The sequence below is a fragment of the Cellulomonas sp. PhB143 genome (assembly GCF_003752595.1).
In the GTDB taxonomy this organism is placed as follows: domain Bacteria; phylum Actinomycetota; class Actinomycetes; order Actinomycetales; family Cellulomonadaceae; genus Paraoerskovia.
The window spans coordinates 389,663-402,835 of record NZ_RKIJ01000011.1; the positions used below are offsets into that span (position 1 = coordinate 389,663).

Here is a 13,173-nt window from a genome sequence, read left to right on the forward strand (position 1 = left end):
GAAATGAGCGAGAAGGACACGGCCGCAGCGTCGGCCGACGCTCCCACCGCGCCCCGGGCGAACCGCAAGGTGCGCCGCGGGTACGTGGTGAGCGACAAGATGGACAAGACCGTGGTGATCGAGGTCGAGGACCGGGTCAAGCACCCGCTCTACGGCAAGGTCATCCGCCGCACCACGAAGGTCAAGGTGCACGACGAGCAGAACACTGCCGGCGTCGGTGACCTCGTGGTGATCCAGGAGACCCGCCCGCTGTCCGCCTCCAAGCGGTGGCGCCTGGTGGAGATCCTCGAGAAGGCCAAGTAGCACCCCGTCGCGGTGGCCCGGCTCCGGCCGGGCACCGCGGCGGCCCCAGTGACTGATCCGGTCCGGGTCCACGGCGCGTGCGCCGGGGCGGGGTACCGACACTGACAGATATCCGTTCGGCAAGGCTCGCTCGGCGAGAACCAGCTCGACGACAGGAGTTCACTACATGATCCAGCAGGAGTCGCGACTTCGGGTCGCCGACAACACGGGTGCGAAGGAGATCCTCTGCATCCGCGTTCTCGGTGGTTCGGGCCGTCGCTACGCCGGAATCGGCGACACGATCGTCGCCACCGTCAAGGACGCCATCCCCGGTGGGAACGTGAAGAAGGGTGACGTGGTCAAGGCCGTCGTCGTCCGTACCACCAAGGAGCGCCGTCGTCCGGACGGGTCCTACATCAAGTTCGACGAGAACGCCGCCGTGATCCTCAAGAACGACGGCGAGCCGCGCGGCACGCGCATCTTCGGCCCCGTCGGTCGCGAGCTTCGCGACAAGCGGTTCATGAAGATCGTCTCGCTGGCTCCGGAGGTGCTCTGACCATGGCCAAGATCAAGAAGGGCGACCTCGTCGTCGTCATCGCGGGCAAGGACAAGGGCAAGCAGGGGCGCGTCCTCGAGGTGCTCAAGGAGAGCGACCGTCTGGTCGTCGAGGGTGTCCAGCGCGTCACGAAGCACACCAAGGTGGGCCAGTCGCAGCGCGGCACCCGCACCGGTGGCATCGAGACCGTCGAGGCGCCCATCCACGTGAGCAACGTGATGGTCGTCGACCCGGAGACCAAGAAGGGCACCCGCGTCGGGTACCGCACCGAAGAGGTCGAGCGCGACGGCCGGTCCCGCACGGTTCGGGTCCGCGTCGCCAAGCGCTCCGGGAAGGACATCTGATGAGCGAGACCACGCTCGAGGCGCCGGCGACGCCGCGCCTGAAGCAGAAGTACCGCGAGGAGATCCTCGCGGGGCTGCGCGAGGAGTTCGACCACGGCAACGTCCACCAGGTCGCCGGCCTCACGAAGGTCGTCGTCAACATGGGTGTGGGCGACGCCGCGAAGGACTCCAAGCTGATCGAGGGCGCGATCCGCGACCTCGCGGCGATCACGGGCCAGAAGCCCCAGGTCACCAAGGCACGCAAGTCGATCGCCCAGTTCAAGCTGCGTGAGGGCATGCCGATCGGCGCGCACGTCACGCTGCGCGGCGACCGGATGTGGGAGTTCCTGGACCGGCTGCTGTCGACCGCCCTCCCGCGCATCCGCGACTTCCGTGGCCTGTCCCCGAAGCAGTTCGACGGGAACGGCAACTACACGTTCGGGCTCACGGAGCAGTCGATGTTCCACGAGATCGACCAGGACAAGATCGACCGCGTGCGTGGCATGGACATCACCATCGTCACGACCGCGACGACCGATGCTGAGGGCCGCTCCCTGCTGCGCCGTCTCGGCTTCCCCTTCAAGGAGAACTGACATGGCGAAGAAGGCCCTGGTCAACAAGGCGGCCGCGAAGCCCAAGTTCGCGGTGCGCTCCTACACCCGGTGCCAGAGGTGCGGTCGCCCGCACTCCGTGTACCGCAAGTTCGGCCTCTGCCGCGTGTGCCTTCGCGAGATGGCCCACCGTGGTGAGCTTCCCGGCGTCACCAAGAGCAGCTGGTAACAACTACGTCGTAGGTCCGGCCCCGTCCCAGGACGGCGGCTGGATACCCCGGCGAGGAAGGGCTGAAGCCCAATGACGATGACCGACCCCATCGCAGACATGCTGACGCGTCTGCGGAACGCGAACTCGGCGCACCACGACGTGGTGACCATGCCGTTCTCGAAGCTGAAGTCCCACATCGCGGAGATCCTGCAGGCCGAGGGCTACATCTCCGCCTGGAGCGTCGAGGACGCTCGTGTGGGCAAGAACCTCACCATCGAGCTGAAGTACGGGCCGAACCGCGAGCGCTCGCTCGTGGGCATCACCCGAATCTCGAAGCCTGGTCTGCGCGTCTACGCGAAGTCGACCAAGCTCCCCACCGTGCGCGGCGGGCTCGGCGTGGCGATCCTGTCCACGTCCTCCGGCCTGCTCACGGACCGCCAGGCACACTCCAAGGGCGTCGGCGGCGAAGTGCTCGCCTACGTCTGGTAATCGAACTCGGAAAGGAGAGATACGCCATGTCTCGTATCGGCAAGATCCCCGTTCCGGTTCCCGCCGGAGTGGATGTCACCATCAGCGGCGCGCTCGTCACCGTCAAGGGCCCCAAGGGAACCCTCGACCACGCGGTGCCGGCGCCCATCGCGGTCGAGCAGGAGGACGGCACCCTCGTGGTGACCCGCCCGAACGACGAGCGCGAGTCCCGTGCCCTGCACGGCCTCACCCGCACGCTGCTCTCGAACCTCGTGACCGGTGTCACGCAGGGCTACGAGAAGAAGCTCGAGATCGTCGGGACCGGTTACCGCGTGGTCGCCAAGGGCTCGGACCTCGAGTTCGCCCTCGGCTTCAGCCACCCGGTCGTCGTCTCGGCCCCGGACGGCATCTCGTTCGCGGTCGAGAGCCCGACGAAGTTCTCGGTCAGCGGCATCGACAAGCAGCAGGTCGGCGAGGTCGCAGCGAACATCCGCAAGATCCGTAAGCCGGAGCCCTACAAGGGCAAGGGCGTGCGGTACGCCGGCGAGGTCGTCCGCCGCAAGGTCGGAAAGGCTGGTAAGTGATGGCTCTCAAGGTTCTGGGCAAGGGCAAGGCCGTCGCACGTCGGCGCCGCCACCTGCGCCTGCGCAAGAAGATCGTCGGGTCGGCGGCGCGTCCGCGCCTCGTCGTGACCCGTTCGTCGCGGCACATCACGGCCCAGGTCGTGGACGACGCCGTCGGCCGCACGCTGGTCTCGGCCTCGACGCTCGAGGCGGACGTCCGTGCCGCCGAGGGCGACAAGAGCGCCAAGGCCCGCAAGGTCGGCGAGCTCGTCGCCGAGCGTGCCAAGCTGGCCGGCATCTCCGAGGTCGTCTTCGACCGCGGCGGCAACAAGTACCACGGCCGGGTGGCCGCGGTCGCCGACGGGGCCCGCGAAGGCGGTCTGGCCCTCTGATGATCGTGACCACTACCGTCTCAGCGGTACGAAAGCAAAGGATTCTCTGATGGCTGCAGGGCAGCGCAGCACCACCGGCGCCCCTCAGGGCGCCGCCAACGAGTCGAACAGCCGGGGCGGCCAGGGTGGCCGCGGCGGCCAGGGCGGTCGTGGGGACGGTCGCCGCGGCGGCCGGAACGACTCCGCCGAGAAGAACCAGTACGTCGAGCGCGTCGTCACGATCAACCGCGTCTCCAAGGTCGTCAAGGGTGGTCGTCGCTTCAGCTTCACCGCGCTCGTCGTCGTCGGCGACGGTGACGGTCAGGTCGGCGTCGGCTACGGGAAGGCCAAGGAGGTGCCCGCCGCGATCGCGAAGGGCGTCGAGGAGGCGAAGAAGAGCTTCTTCCGCGTCCCCCGCATCCAGGGCACCATCCCTCACCCCATCCAGGGCGAGGCCGCCGCGGGCGTCGTGTTCCTCCGTCCGGCTGCACCGGGTACCGGTGTGATCGCCGGCGGTCCGGTGCGCGCCGTGCTCGAGTGCGCCGGGATCCACGACGTGCTCAGCAAGTCGCTCGGCTCGTCGAACTCGATCAACATCGTCCACGCGACGGTCGAGGCGCTCCGCAACCTGGAGCAGCCCGAGGCCGTGGCCGCGCGTCGTGGTCTCCCGCTCGAGCAGGTCGCACCCGCGGCCATGCTCCGGGCGCAGGCCGCGGGCAAGGCCGTCGCAGCAGAGGCAGGTGCGTGATGGCTCGTCTCAAGGTGACCCAGACCAAGTCCGCCATCGGCGGCAAGCAGAACCAGCGCGACACGCTGCGCACCCTGGGCCTCAAGCGGATCGGCGACACCGCCGTGAAGGAGGACCGCCCGGAGGTCCGCGGCATGGTCGCGACCGTGGCGCACCTCGTCGCGGTTGAGGAGGTCGACTGATCATGGCTGAGAACGCCAAGAAGGACGCCGAGGTCGACGCGACCGAGGCGCCGAAGAAGAAGGCTCCGGCCAAGAAGGCTCCGGCGAAGAAGGCTCCCGCCGCGAAGTCCGAGGCTGCGAAGTCCGAGGCTGCGAAGTCCGAGGCTGCGAAGGCTCCCGCGAAGAAGGCGCCGGCCGCCAAGGCGTCCGCCGCCACGGCTCCGGCCGAGGAGAGCGTGACCACCCTCAAGATGCACCACCTGCGTCCGGCCCCCGGCGCCAAGAAGGCCAAGACCCGCGTGGGTCGTGGTGAGGCGTCGAAGGGCAAGACGGCCGGTCGTGGCACCAAGGGCACGAAGGCCCGCTACCAGGTGCCCGAGCGGTTCGAGGGCGGGCAGATGCCGCTGCACATGCGTCTGCCGAAGCTCCGCGGGTTCACCAACCCGTTCCGCACCGAGTACCAGGTCGTGAACCTGGAGAAGCTCTCGTCCCTGTACCCCGAGGGTGGCTCCGTCACCGTCGAGGACCTGGTGGCCAAGGGCGCGGTCCGCAAGGGCCAGCTCGTCAAGGTGCTGGGCGCGGGCGAGCTCAACGTCAAGCTGGAGGTCGCGGTCGACGCGTACTCCGGTGCTGCGAAGGACAAGATCCTCGCGGCCGGCGGCTCCGTCTCGGAGAACTGATCGACCGACAGGGCCGATGGCGCAGACGCGCCGTCGGCCCTGTCGCGTACCCGGGTGCGGCACGTCGGCGCCCGGACCGTCAGGAGTGCTCCGCGGAGCACGTAGAATCTCTGACCGGTCGTCTCGAGCGGCTGCTGCACTCGCGCGACCACGGGCTAAGGTGCCTGTGGCGCTCGTCACCGCGACGTCAGGTCTCGCCGGTCACCCGGCGCACTAATCCCGCCTCGGCGGGCCAGGAGGATAGGTGCTCACCGCTTTCGCCCGGGCATTCCGGACGCCCGACCTGCGGCGCAAGCTGCTGTTCACCATCGGGATCATCGTCATCTACCGCGTCGGCTCGTTCATCCCGACGCCGGGTGTCGACTACCCGAACGTGCAGCAGTGCATCGCGTCCCAGGACCAGAACGACCTCCTGGGCCTCGTCAACCTCTTCAGCGGCGGCGCGCTGCTGCAGCTGTCGATCTTCGCGCTCGGCATCATGCCGTACATCACGGCGAGCATCATCGTGCAGCTGCTCCGGGTGGTCATCCCTCACTTCGAGGCGCTCCACAAGGAGGGCCAGGCCGGCCAGGCGAAGCTCACGCAGTACACGCGCTACCTGACGATCGCGCTCGCGATCCTGCAGTCCACGACGGTGATCACCACCGCGCGCAACGGGCTGCTCTTCCGCAACTGCCCGGTGGACGTGATCCCGGACGACAGCTTCATGACGCTGACGCTCATGGTGATCACGATGACCGCGGGCACCGGCCTGATCATGTGGCTCGGCGAGCTGATCTCCGAGCGGGGCATCGGCAACGGCATGTCCCTGCTGATCTTCACCTCGATCGCGGCCAAGTTCCCGACCGCCCTCTGGTCGATCACCAGCGGTGCCGGCGGCTTCGGCAAGTTCGCGGTAGTGATCGTCGTGGTGGTCCTCGTGATCGGGCTCGTCGTGTTCGTCGAGCAGTCCCAGCGCCGCATCCCCGTGCAGTACGCGAAGCGCATGGTCGGCCGCAAGATGTACGGCGGCTCGTCGACGTACATCCCGATCAAGATCAACATGGCGGGCGTCATCCCCGTCATCTTCGCGTCCTCGATCCTGGCCGTGCCGGGCCTCATCGCGCAGTTCGGCGACCCGTCCGCGGACTGGGTCGTGTGGATCAGCCGGCACCTCGTGCCGCAGGGCGCGCCGCTGCACATCACGCTCTACACGCTGATGATCATCTTCTTCGCGTTCTTCTACACCGCGATCACGTTCAACCCGGACGAGGTCGCGGACAACATGAAGAAGTACGGCGGGTTCATCCCCGGCATCCGCGCGGGCCGCCCGACGGCGGAGTACCTCGACTACGTGATCACGCGGATCACGTCGGCCGGGTCGGTCTACCTGGCGATCGTCGCCCTGCTGCCGACGCTGGTGCTGATCGCGCTGGGCGTCGAGACGAACATCCCGTTCGGCGGCAGCTCGATCATCATCGTCGTCGGCGTCGGCCTGGAGACGGTCAAGCAGATCGACGCCCAGCTGCAGCAGCGTCACTACGAAGGGTTCCTCCGGTGAGCACCAGCCCCGCACCTCAGTCCGCCCGCCTGGTCATCATGGGCCCGCAGGGCGCCGGCAAGGGCACGCAGGCGGCCCTCCTGGCCGAGCGTCTCGGTGTGCCCGCGATCTCCACGGGCGACATCTTCCGGGCCAACATCAAGGGCGGCACCGAGCTCGGCCGCCTGGTCCAGGAGTACACCGCGAAGGGCGACCTCGTCCCGGACTCGGTGACCAACGACATGGTCCGCGACCGGCTCGGGCAGGCCGACGCGGCCGACGGGTTCATCCTCGACGGGTACCCGCGCAACGCGGCGCAGGTCACCGAGCTCGACGGCATCCTCGCCGACCTCGGCGTGCGCCTGGACGCGGTCCTGGAGCTGACGGCCGACCGTGACGAGCTGCTCGGGCGGCTGCGCAAGCGGGCCGAGATCGAGGGTCGGGAGGACGACACCGAGGACGCGATCGCCCGCCGGCTCGACATCTACGCGGAGCAGACGGCCCCGCTGACGGGTGCGTACTCGGAGCGCGGCCTGCTGGTGCGCGTCGACGGCATCGGCTCGGTCGAGGACGTCGCCGAGCGCGTCGCCGGCGCGCTCGCCGGGCCGCGCGGCTGAGCGGCCCGGTGTTCGGCCACGGGCGCGTCGAGCTCAAGACGGTCGAGCAGGTCGCCGTGATGCGGCGTGCCGGGCTCGTCGTCGCCGACGCGCTCGACGCCGTCCGGGCCGCCACGCGCCCCGGACGGTCGACGGCCGACCTGGACGCCGTCGCGCACGAGGTGATCCGGGCCGCCGGGGCCCAGCCGTCGTTCCTCGGCTACGAGGGCTTCCCGGCGACGATCTGCGCGTCGGTCAACGACGAGATCGTGCACGGCATCCCCGGGCCCCGCGTGCTGCGTGCGGGGGACGTGCTGTCGGTCGACTGCGGCGCGATCGTCGACGGCTGGCACGGCGACTCCGCCGTCTCCTTCGTCGTCGGCGACGGCGCCCCGGCGGGATCCGCGGACTCGGCCGACCCGGCCGACGCGGCCCTCGTGGAGGCCACGCGGCGCGCCATGTGGGACGGCATCGCCGCGCTCGCGGGCGAGCGGCTGTCGGAGGTCGGCGCGGCGGTGGAGGACTCGGTGGCTGCCTCGGCGGTGGCCGACGGCGCCGCGTACGGCGTGGTGCAGGAGTTCGTCGGCCACGGCATCGGCACCGCGATGCACCAGCCGCCGGACGTGCCGAACTACCGCGCCGGCGGACGCGGCCTGCGGTTGCGTCCGGGCCTGTGCGTCGCCGTCGAGCCGATGGTGACGCGGGGGAGCGCGACCACGCGCACGCTGGCGGACGACTGGACCGCGGTGACGACGGACGGCTCGCGGGCGGCGCACTGGGAGCACTCGGTGGCGCTCCTCGAGGACGGGCTCCTGGTCCTCACCGCGCGCGACGGGGGCGCCGACGAGCTCGGCGCCCGCGGAGTCGCGGTCTCCTCGCTCGCCGGTCCCACGGACTGAGCCGTGCCGGCCGGTGCCGGTCAGCACCCGCAGGCCTGGTGGCCGCCCGCCGGTGTGAGGAGGATCTCCTCGCTGCCCGGGCGGGGCGCCCCTCGCACGGGTTCCGCACCCGGGGGCGATGCCGTAGGATGGTCCGTTGGGTGTGGTCCGTTCGAACTGTTGCTCGCACCGCCGTCCGGCTCGCCGGAGGAGGTGCCCGGTCCGGTCCCGTCGTCGCGACGGGCGCGTGGGCAGGGGAGCACGGCGTCGGCGACGCACGCGATCCACCTCGGCACTGCACCGCACACCGCTGCGGCGCGCCGTCGCGGTGACCAGTCAGACGAGAGTTAGCGGAGGATATGGCGAAGAAGGACGGTGTCATCGAGATCGAGGGCAGCGTGGTCGAGGCCCTGCCGAACGCGATGTTCCGCGTGGAGCTGGCCAACGGCCACAAGGTGCTCGCGCACATCTCGGGCAAGATGCGACAGCACTACATCCGGATCCTCCCCGAGGACCGCGTGGTGGTGGAGCTGAGCCCGTACGACCTGTCCCGCGGCCGGATCGTCTACCGCTACAAGTAACCACCACTCGATCGAGCGCCGTCGGTGCGGCACGGGAGACCGTGACGCGCGTGCGGCGGCGGAGGAAACCTCATGAAGGTCAAGCCCAGCGTCAAGAAGATCTGCGACAACTGCAAGGTCATCCGTCGCAACGGACGCGTCATGGTGATCTGCGACAACCTGCGGCACAAGCAGCGCCAGGGCTGACCAGCCCGACGCAGCACGGTGCCGGGGGCGTCCCCGACCACCCGGCGGTCCCAGACCGCCACCACGACGTGCACAGCCACGAACCCGCCGGTCCGCGAGGACCGGTCGGGGGAACCCTCGGCCCGGAGGCCGGGGCCCGCAGCAGCGGGAGGGCGGTGCACCAGACCTCCGGACGAAGCAACAGGAGCCAGAACGCATGGCACGTCTTGTCGGCGTCGACCTCCCCCGCGAGAAGCGGCTCGAGATCGCGCTCACCTACATCTACGGTGTCGGCCGTACCCGCGCCCAGCAGACGCTGGTCGCGACGGGCATCGACCCCAACCTCCGCGTGAAGGACCTCGGCGACGCCGAGCTCGTCGCGCTCCGTGACCACCTCGAGGGCAACTTCAAGCTCGAGGGCGACCTCCGCCGCGAGGTCGCCGCCGACATCCGCCGCAAGGTCGAGATCGGCTGCTACGAGGGCATCCGGCACCGCCGCGGCCTGCCCGTGCGCGGACAGCGTACGAAGACGAACGCGCGTACCCGCAAGGGCCCGAAGCGCACCGTGGCCGGCAAGAAGAAGGCCCGCTAAGCAGCAGTCCGTGGTGCGGGCCCGCGCGGCCCGCCCCGGTCCGACGACCTCAGACCAGGAGATTTCCCGTTATGCCTCCCAAGACTCGCGCGACCGCCGGTCGCAAGCCGCGCCGCAAGGACAAGAAGAACGTCCCGCTCGGCCAGGCGCACATCAAGAGCACGTTCAACAACACCATCGTCTCGATCACGGACCCGTCCGGTGCCGTGATCGCGTGGGCCTCCGGCGGCGACGTCGGCTTCAAGGGCTCGCGCAAGTCGACCCCGTACGCGGCCGGCATGGCCGCCGAGGCCGCCGCGCGCAAGGCCGCCGAGCACGGCGTCAAGAAGGTCGACGTCTTCGTCAAGGGCCCGGGCTCCGGTCGCGAGACCGCGATCCGCTCGCTCCAGGGCGCCGGCCTCGAGGTCGGTTCGATCTCCGACGTGACGCCCCAGGCGCACAACGGCTGCCGCCCGCCGAAGCGCCGCCGCGTCTGACACCTCGACGTCGCCGCCCCGCCCTGCGCGGGGCGGCGACGTCGGTGCGCTCGACGGGTGGACCGAGACCCGCGGGCTGCAGGACCTGCACCACCGTGATGCGTCAAATAGCGGACGCACACTGAGAGGAACGAACTAGTGCTCATCGCACAGCGCCCCACGCTGACCGAAGAGGTCGTCTCGGACAACCGTTCGCGGTTCTCCATCGAGCCTCTGGAGCCGGGATTCGGCTACACGCTCGGCAACTCGCTGCGTCGCACGCTGCTCTCGTCCATCCCGGGCGCGGCAGTGACCTCCATCCGGATCGACGGTGTGCTCCACGAGTTCACCACCGTCTCCGGCGTCAAGGAGGACGTCACCGAGATCATCCTGAACATCAAGAACCTCGTCGTCTCCTCGGAGAACGACGAGCCCGTGGTGATGTACCTGCGCAAGCAGGGCGCCGGCGTGGTCACGGCTGCCGACATCGTTCCTCCGGCGGGCGTGGAGATCCACAACCCCGAGCTCGAGATCGCGACGCTCAACGACAAGGGGAAGCTCGAGATCGAGCTGACCGTCGAGCGTGGCCGCGGTTACGTGTCCGCGAACCAGAACAAGTCGTTCGACGCCGAGATCGGCCGCGTGCCGGTCGACTCGATCTACTCGCCGGTGCTCAAGGTGACGTACAAGGTCGAGGCGACCCGTGTCGAGCAGCGCACCGACTTCGACAAGCTGGTCGTCGACGTCGAGACCAAGGGTTCGGCGATCAGCCCCCGCGACGCGCTCGCGTCGGCCGGCAAGACGCTCGTCGAGCTGTTCGGGCTCGCCCGCGAGCTGAACGTCGAGGCCGAGGGCATCGAGATCGGCCCGTCGCCGACGGACGCGGCGCTGGCCGCCGACCTGGCGCTGCCGATCGAGGAGCTCAACCTCACGATCCGCTCGTACAACTGCCTCAAGCGCGAGGGCATCCACCAGGTGGGCGAGCTCGTCGCCCGCAGCGAGGCCGACCTCCTCGACATCCGCAACTTCGGTGCGAAGTCGATCACCGAGGTCAAGGAGAAGCTCTCCGAGCTCGGCCTGGCCCTCAAGGACTCGCCGCTGGACTTCGACCCGTCGAAGGCCGACTACTACGAGTCCGACGACGACACCTTCTCGGGCGACCAGAACTACTGACGACGTGCGGGGCCGGTCCGTCCGGTCCCGTGACCCTGCATCTCAAGGAGCATCAGCATGCCTACCCCCACCAAGGGCCCGCGGCTCGGCGGAGGCCCGGCTCACGAGCGCCTCATCCTCGCGAACCTGTCCACCGCGCTGTTCGAGCACGGCCGCATCACGACCACGGAGACCAAGGCCAAGCGCCTGCGTCCCCTGGCCGAGCGCCTGATCACGTTCGCCAAGCGTGGCGACCTGGCCTCCCGTCGTCGGGTCATGACGGTCATCCGTGACAAGGGCGTCGTGCACACCCTGTTCACGGAGATCGCGCCGACGATGGCCGAGCGCCAGGGCGGATACACGCGCATCACGAAGGTCGGCAACCGCAAGGGCGACAACGCCCCCATGGCCGTCATCGAGCTCGTGACCGAGCCCGTGAGCGCCAAGCAGGCCGTCGTCAAGGAGGCCACCAAGGCCACCGAGCGGTCCGCGGACAAGCCGGTGACGTCGAAGTCGAAGCCGGCCACGAAGGCCGCCGACGAGACGCCGGCCGACGAGAAGAGCTCCTCCACGGAGGACTGAGCGCGAGCCGACCACCACATCGGCCCCGCTCACCGAGGGCCCGGCCCCGAGACGACCTCTCGGGCCGGGCCCTCGCTGTGTCCGGGGGGCGCACCCGCGCGGCGCGCCGTACGGTCGGCGCATGGGCGCGGAGCACGGGCGGGTGCCGGTCGTCCTCGTGCACGGTGCGCGCACGTCGCGCACGATGTGGCGGGCCCAGGTGGGCGCCCTCGAGCGGTCGGGGCGCCGCGCGCTGGCGGTGGACCTGCCCGGGCACGGGGCGCTGCGCGGGGAGTCGTTCACCCTGGCCGCGGCGGTCGCCGCCGTGGCGCGGGCGGTCGACGACGTCGGTGGGCGGGCGCTGGTCGTCGGTCTCTCCCTGGGCGGCTACGTCGCGATCGAGCACCGCGCGCAGCGGCCCGAGCAGTCGGCCGGCCTCGTCGCGGCCTCCTGCTGCACCGACACGGCCTCGCCCCTGCGCCGCCCCTGGCTCCGCGCAGCCCGCTGGATCGAGTCGTGGCCGGACTCGGGGGAGCGCCTCAACCGCGCGCTCGTCGACGCGACGGTGCCGCGCGCCGGGCGCGCGGACCTCGCGGAGGGCGGTTTCGCGCTGGACGCGATGAGCGCGGTCCTGGCGGAGACGGGGCGGTGCTCGCCGCTGGACCGGCTCGCGCAGGGCAGGTCGCCCGTGTGGGTCGTCAACGGGCGGCTCGACCACTTCCGGCTGCAGGAGGGCGCGTTCGTGCGCTCGGCCCGAGCGAGCGGGGCACCGGTCCGGCTGGTCGTCCTGCCGGGCGCCAAGCACCTCGTCAGCCTCGATGCGCCGGTGGCGTTCAGCCGGGTCGTCCTCGAGGCGGCCGACAGCATCGAGGCGGACGCCCGGGCCGCGCGTGCCCGCTCAGCTGGTGCGCAGCTCCCAGGCGCGCGACCCGCCGACGAGCGCGGCGGAGTTGGGGACGACGACGACGTCGTCCCCGAGCCGCTCGAGCGCCGAGGGCGTGATCGCCCGTGAGTTCCCGCCGCCGACGTAGACGCGGTCCCAGTGGAACACCGGGCGCAGGCCCTCGACGACGGTGACGACCCGGCGCGACCACAGCCCGTTCCCGAGCCGGTGCCGCTCGATGTCACCGACGTACTCGTCGTAGGTGGTGCCGCGCCGCAGGGGCGCGTGCGACCACTCGAGGTGCGGTGCGACGCGTCCGCCGTCGAACAGCGCGGAGCCCAGCCCGGTCCCGAGCGTCAGGACGAGCTCGAGGCCCGACCCGGCGACGACGCCCGCGCCGTGCACCTCGGCGTCGTTGAGCACGATCGTCGGCCGCGCGAGCCGGGCCTCGAGGGCCGCGCGGACGTCGAAGCTCGCCCAGGCGGCGGCCAGCGCGGGGTCGACCCGGCTCCGCGGCCCGGACCGGGTGACGTAGTGCGGGGTGTGCACCACGACGCCGTGCCGGATCATGCCGGGCATGCCGACGGTGACGCGGTCGGCGTCGGGCAGGGTCTGCGCGACGCCGGCGATCGTCTCCACGAGTCGGTCGGGCGGCAGCGGGTACGGGGTCGGCACCCGGACGGCGCTGGCGTGGGCGGTGCCCGACGCGTCGAGCACGTTCGCCTTGATGGAGCCCCCGCCGCAGTCGACGGACAGGGTGCGGGTGCCGTGCGGCGCGTGGTCCTCGCTCATGCCTGCACGGTAGCCACGCCGGCGGCGCGGCGCCCCCCGCGGCGCCGCTACCGTGGTGCCGTGCCGACCAGCGACAACGTCCCCG

The 13,173-nt window shown here is 70.5% G+C and carries 22 protein-coding genes; 21 read left to right on the top strand and 1 reads right to left on the bottom strand.

The window, feature by feature from the left end:
• Positions 1–3: 3 nt before the first annotated feature.
• From rpsQ to EDF32_RS08115, 21 genes are all read left to right on the top strand, one after another.
• Positions 4–303: a 30S ribosomal protein S17 gene (rpsQ, locus tag EDF32_RS08015; protein WP_123307985.1), complete on the top strand. Its 300-nt coding sequence runs from the start codon at positions 4–6 to the stop codon at positions 301–303.
• Between the two features lie 166 nt (positions 304–469).
• The gene (rplN, locus tag EDF32_RS08020) at positions 470–838 is read left to right on the top strand and encodes a 50S ribosomal protein L14 (RefSeq protein WP_123307986.1); all 369 of its coding nucleotides are present in this window, start codon (positions 470–472) and stop codon (positions 836–838) included.
• Between the two features lie 2 nt (positions 839–840).
• Complete coding sequence (rplX, locus tag EDF32_RS08025) at positions 841–1,182, top strand: 50S ribosomal protein L24 (protein ID WP_123307987.1); 342 nt, start codon at positions 841–843, stop codon at positions 1,180–1,182.
• Positions 1,182–1,754: a 50S ribosomal protein L5 gene (rplE, locus tag EDF32_RS08030; RefSeq protein WP_123307988.1), complete on the top strand. Its 573-nt coding sequence runs from the start codon at positions 1,182–1,184 to the stop codon at positions 1,752–1,754. The genes rplX and rplE overlap by 1 nt, the downstream gene beginning before the upstream one ends.
• A 1-nt stretch (position 1,755) precedes the next feature.
• A complete protein-coding gene (locus tag EDF32_RS08035) occupies positions 1,756–1,941 on the top strand; it encodes a type Z 30S ribosomal protein S14 (RefSeq protein WP_123307989.1) in 186 nt (61 codons plus the stop codon).
• A 72-nt stretch (positions 1,942–2,013) separates the two neighbouring features.
• Positions 2,014–2,412 (top strand): 30S ribosomal protein S8, encoded by a 399-nt coding sequence (gene rpsH, locus EDF32_RS08040; RefSeq protein ID WP_123307990.1) that lies wholly within the window; start codon positions 2,014–2,016, stop codon positions 2,410–2,412.
• 26 nt (positions 2,413–2,438) lie between these two features.
• On the top strand, positions 2,439–2,975 hold the full coding sequence (rplF, locus tag EDF32_RS08045; RefSeq protein ID WP_123307991.1) for a 50S ribosomal protein L6: 537 nt from the start codon (positions 2,439–2,441) through the stop codon (positions 2,973–2,975).
• Positions 2,975–3,346 carry a 50S ribosomal protein L18 gene (rplR, locus tag EDF32_RS08050; RefSeq protein ID WP_123307992.1) on the top strand — a complete coding sequence of 124 codons (372 nt, stop codon included), beginning with the start codon at positions 2,975–2,977 and terminating at the stop codon, positions 3,344–3,346. Before rplF ends, rplR begins: the two co-directional genes overlap by 1 nt.
• A 49-nt stretch (positions 3,347–3,395) precedes the next feature.
• Entirely contained in the window at positions 3,396–4,073 is a 678-nt protein-coding gene (rpsE, locus tag EDF32_RS08055; protein WP_123307993.1) for a 30S ribosomal protein S5, read from the top strand.
• Positions 4,073–4,255, top strand: coding sequence for a 50S ribosomal protein L30 (gene rpmD / locus EDF32_RS08060; protein ID WP_123307994.1), 183 nt, complete (start codon positions 4,073–4,075; stop codon positions 4,253–4,255). Before rpsE ends, rpmD begins: the two co-directional genes overlap by 1 nt.
• 2 nt (positions 4,256–4,257) lie before the next feature.
• Positions 4,258–4,914, top strand: coding sequence for a 50S ribosomal protein L15 (rplO, locus tag EDF32_RS08065; RefSeq protein ID WP_123307995.1), 657 nt, complete (start codon positions 4,258–4,260; stop codon positions 4,912–4,914).
• Between the two features lie 244 nt (positions 4,915–5,158).
• Positions 5,159–6,454, top strand: coding sequence for a preprotein translocase subunit SecY (gene secY, locus EDF32_RS08070; RefSeq protein WP_123307996.1), 1,296 nt, complete (start codon positions 5,159–5,161; stop codon positions 6,452–6,454).
• A 38-nt stretch (positions 6,455–6,492) separates the two neighbouring features.
• Entirely contained in the window at positions 6,493–7,050 is a 558-nt protein-coding gene (locus EDF32_RS08075) for an adenylate kinase (protein ID WP_123307997.1), read from the top strand.
• A gap of 8 nt (positions 7,051–7,058) precedes the next feature.
• A complete protein-coding gene (map, locus tag EDF32_RS08080) occupies positions 7,059–7,928 on the top strand; it encodes a type I methionyl aminopeptidase (protein ID WP_123307998.1) in 870 nt (289 codons plus the stop codon).
• A gap of 338 nt (positions 7,929–8,266) precedes the next feature.
• Positions 8,267–8,488, top strand: coding sequence for a translation initiation factor IF-1 (infA, locus tag EDF32_RS08085; RefSeq protein WP_012867920.1), 222 nt, complete (start codon positions 8,267–8,269; stop codon positions 8,486–8,488).
• Positions 8,489–8,560: 72 nt separating this feature from the next.
• Positions 8,561–8,674, top strand: a complete 114-nt coding sequence (rpmJ, locus tag EDF32_RS08090) for a 50S ribosomal protein L36 (RefSeq protein WP_123307999.1) — start codon at positions 8,561–8,563, stop codon at positions 8,672–8,674.
• Positions 8,675–8,870: 196 nt separating this feature from the next.
• Entirely contained in the window at positions 8,871–9,245 is a 375-nt protein-coding gene (gene rpsM, locus EDF32_RS08095) for a 30S ribosomal protein S13 (RefSeq protein WP_123308000.1), read from the top strand.
• A 71-nt stretch (positions 9,246–9,316) separates the two neighbouring features.
• On the top strand, positions 9,317–9,721 hold the full coding sequence (gene rpsK, locus EDF32_RS08100) for a 30S ribosomal protein S11 (RefSeq protein WP_123308001.1): 405 nt from the start codon (positions 9,317–9,319) through the stop codon (positions 9,719–9,721).
• A 138-nt stretch (positions 9,722–9,859) separates the two neighbouring features.
• Positions 9,860–10,873, top strand: coding sequence for a DNA-directed RNA polymerase subunit alpha (locus tag EDF32_RS08105; RefSeq protein WP_123308002.1), 1,014 nt, complete (start codon positions 9,860–9,862; stop codon positions 10,871–10,873).
• Between the two features lie 57 nt (positions 10,874–10,930).
• Positions 10,931–11,434, top strand: coding sequence for a 50S ribosomal protein L17 (gene rplQ / locus EDF32_RS08110; protein ID WP_123308003.1), 504 nt, complete (start codon positions 10,931–10,933; stop codon positions 11,432–11,434).
• Positions 11,435–11,555: 121 nt separating this feature from the next.
• The gene (locus EDF32_RS08115) at positions 11,556–12,425 is read left to right on the top strand and encodes an alpha/beta fold hydrolase (protein WP_123308004.1); all 870 of its coding nucleotides are present in this window, start codon (positions 11,556–11,558) and stop codon (positions 12,423–12,425) included.
• Here the strand turns inward: EDF32_RS08115 and EDF32_RS08120 are convergent.
• Positions 12,312–13,088 (bottom strand): ROK family protein, encoded by a 777-nt coding sequence (locus EDF32_RS08120; protein WP_123308005.1) that lies wholly within the window; start codon positions 13,086–13,088, stop codon positions 12,312–12,314. The genes EDF32_RS08115 and EDF32_RS08120 overlap by 114 nt on opposite strands.
• Positions 13,089–13,173 lie beyond the last annotated feature (85 nt).

Excerpts from the sequence above, each read along its gene's own strand:
- EDF32_RS08120 (WP_123308005.1), bottom strand. The coding sequence starts at position 13,088 with ATGAGCGAGGACCACGCGCCGCACGGCACCCGCACCCTGTCCGTCGAC.
- rpsQ (WP_123307985.1), top strand. The coding sequence starts at position 4 with ATGAGCGAGAAGGACACGGCCGCAGCGTCGGCCGACGCTCCCACCGCG.
- rpsM (WP_123308000.1), top strand. The coding sequence starts at position 8,871 with ATGGCACGTCTTGTCGGCGTCGACCTCCCCCGCGAGAAGCGGCTCGAG.
- rplF (WP_123307991.1), top strand. The coding sequence starts at position 2,439 with ATGTCTCGTATCGGCAAGATCCCCGTTCCGGTTCCCGCCGGAGTGGAT.
- EDF32_RS08035 (WP_123307989.1), top strand. The coding sequence starts at position 1,756 with ATGGCGAAGAAGGCCCTGGTCAACAAGGCGGCCGCGAAGCCCAAGTTC.
- rpmD (WP_123307994.1), top strand. The coding sequence starts at position 4,073 with ATGGCTCGTCTCAAGGTGACCCAGACCAAGTCCGCCATCGGCGGCAAG.
- infA (WP_012867920.1), top strand. The coding sequence starts at position 8,267 with ATGGCGAAGAAGGACGGTGTCATCGAGATCGAGGGCAGCGTGGTCGAG.
- rplN (WP_123307986.1), top strand. The coding sequence starts at position 470 with ATGATCCAGCAGGAGTCGCGACTTCGGGTCGCCGACAACACGGGTGCG.
- rplE (WP_123307988.1), top strand. The coding sequence starts at position 1,182 with ATGAGCGAGACCACGCTCGAGGCGCCGGCGACGCCGCGCCTGAAGCAG.
- EDF32_RS08115 (WP_123308004.1), top strand. The coding sequence starts at position 11,556 with ATGGGCGCGGAGCACGGGCGGGTGCCGGTCGTCCTCGTGCACGGTGCG.
- rpsH (WP_123307990.1), top strand. The coding sequence starts at position 2,014 with ATGACGATGACCGACCCCATCGCAGACATGCTGACGCGTCTGCGGAAC.
- rplQ (WP_123308003.1), top strand. The coding sequence starts at position 10,931 with ATGCCTACCCCCACCAAGGGCCCGCGGCTCGGCGGAGGCCCGGCTCAC.
- rplO (WP_123307995.1), top strand. The coding sequence starts at position 4,258 with ATGGCTGAGAACGCCAAGAAGGACGCCGAGGTCGACGCGACCGAGGCG.
- rpsE (WP_123307993.1), top strand. The coding sequence starts at position 3,396 with ATGGCTGCAGGGCAGCGCAGCACCACCGGCGCCCCTCAGGGCGCCGCC.
- rplX (WP_123307987.1), top strand. The coding sequence starts at position 841 with ATGGCCAAGATCAAGAAGGGCGACCTCGTCGTCGTCATCGCGGGCAAG.
- rpsK (WP_123308001.1), top strand. The coding sequence starts at position 9,317 with ATGCCTCCCAAGACTCGCGCGACCGCCGGTCGCAAGCCGCGCCGCAAG.
- EDF32_RS08075 (WP_123307997.1), top strand. The coding sequence starts at position 6,493 with ATGGGCCCGCAGGGCGCCGGCAAGGGCACGCAGGCGGCCCTCCTGGCC.
- rpmJ (WP_123307999.1), top strand. The coding sequence starts at position 8,561 with ATGAAGGTCAAGCCCAGCGTCAAGAAGATCTGCGACAACTGCAAGGTC.
- rplR (WP_123307992.1), top strand. The coding sequence starts at position 2,975 with ATGGCTCTCAAGGTTCTGGGCAAGGGCAAGGCCGTCGCACGTCGGCGC.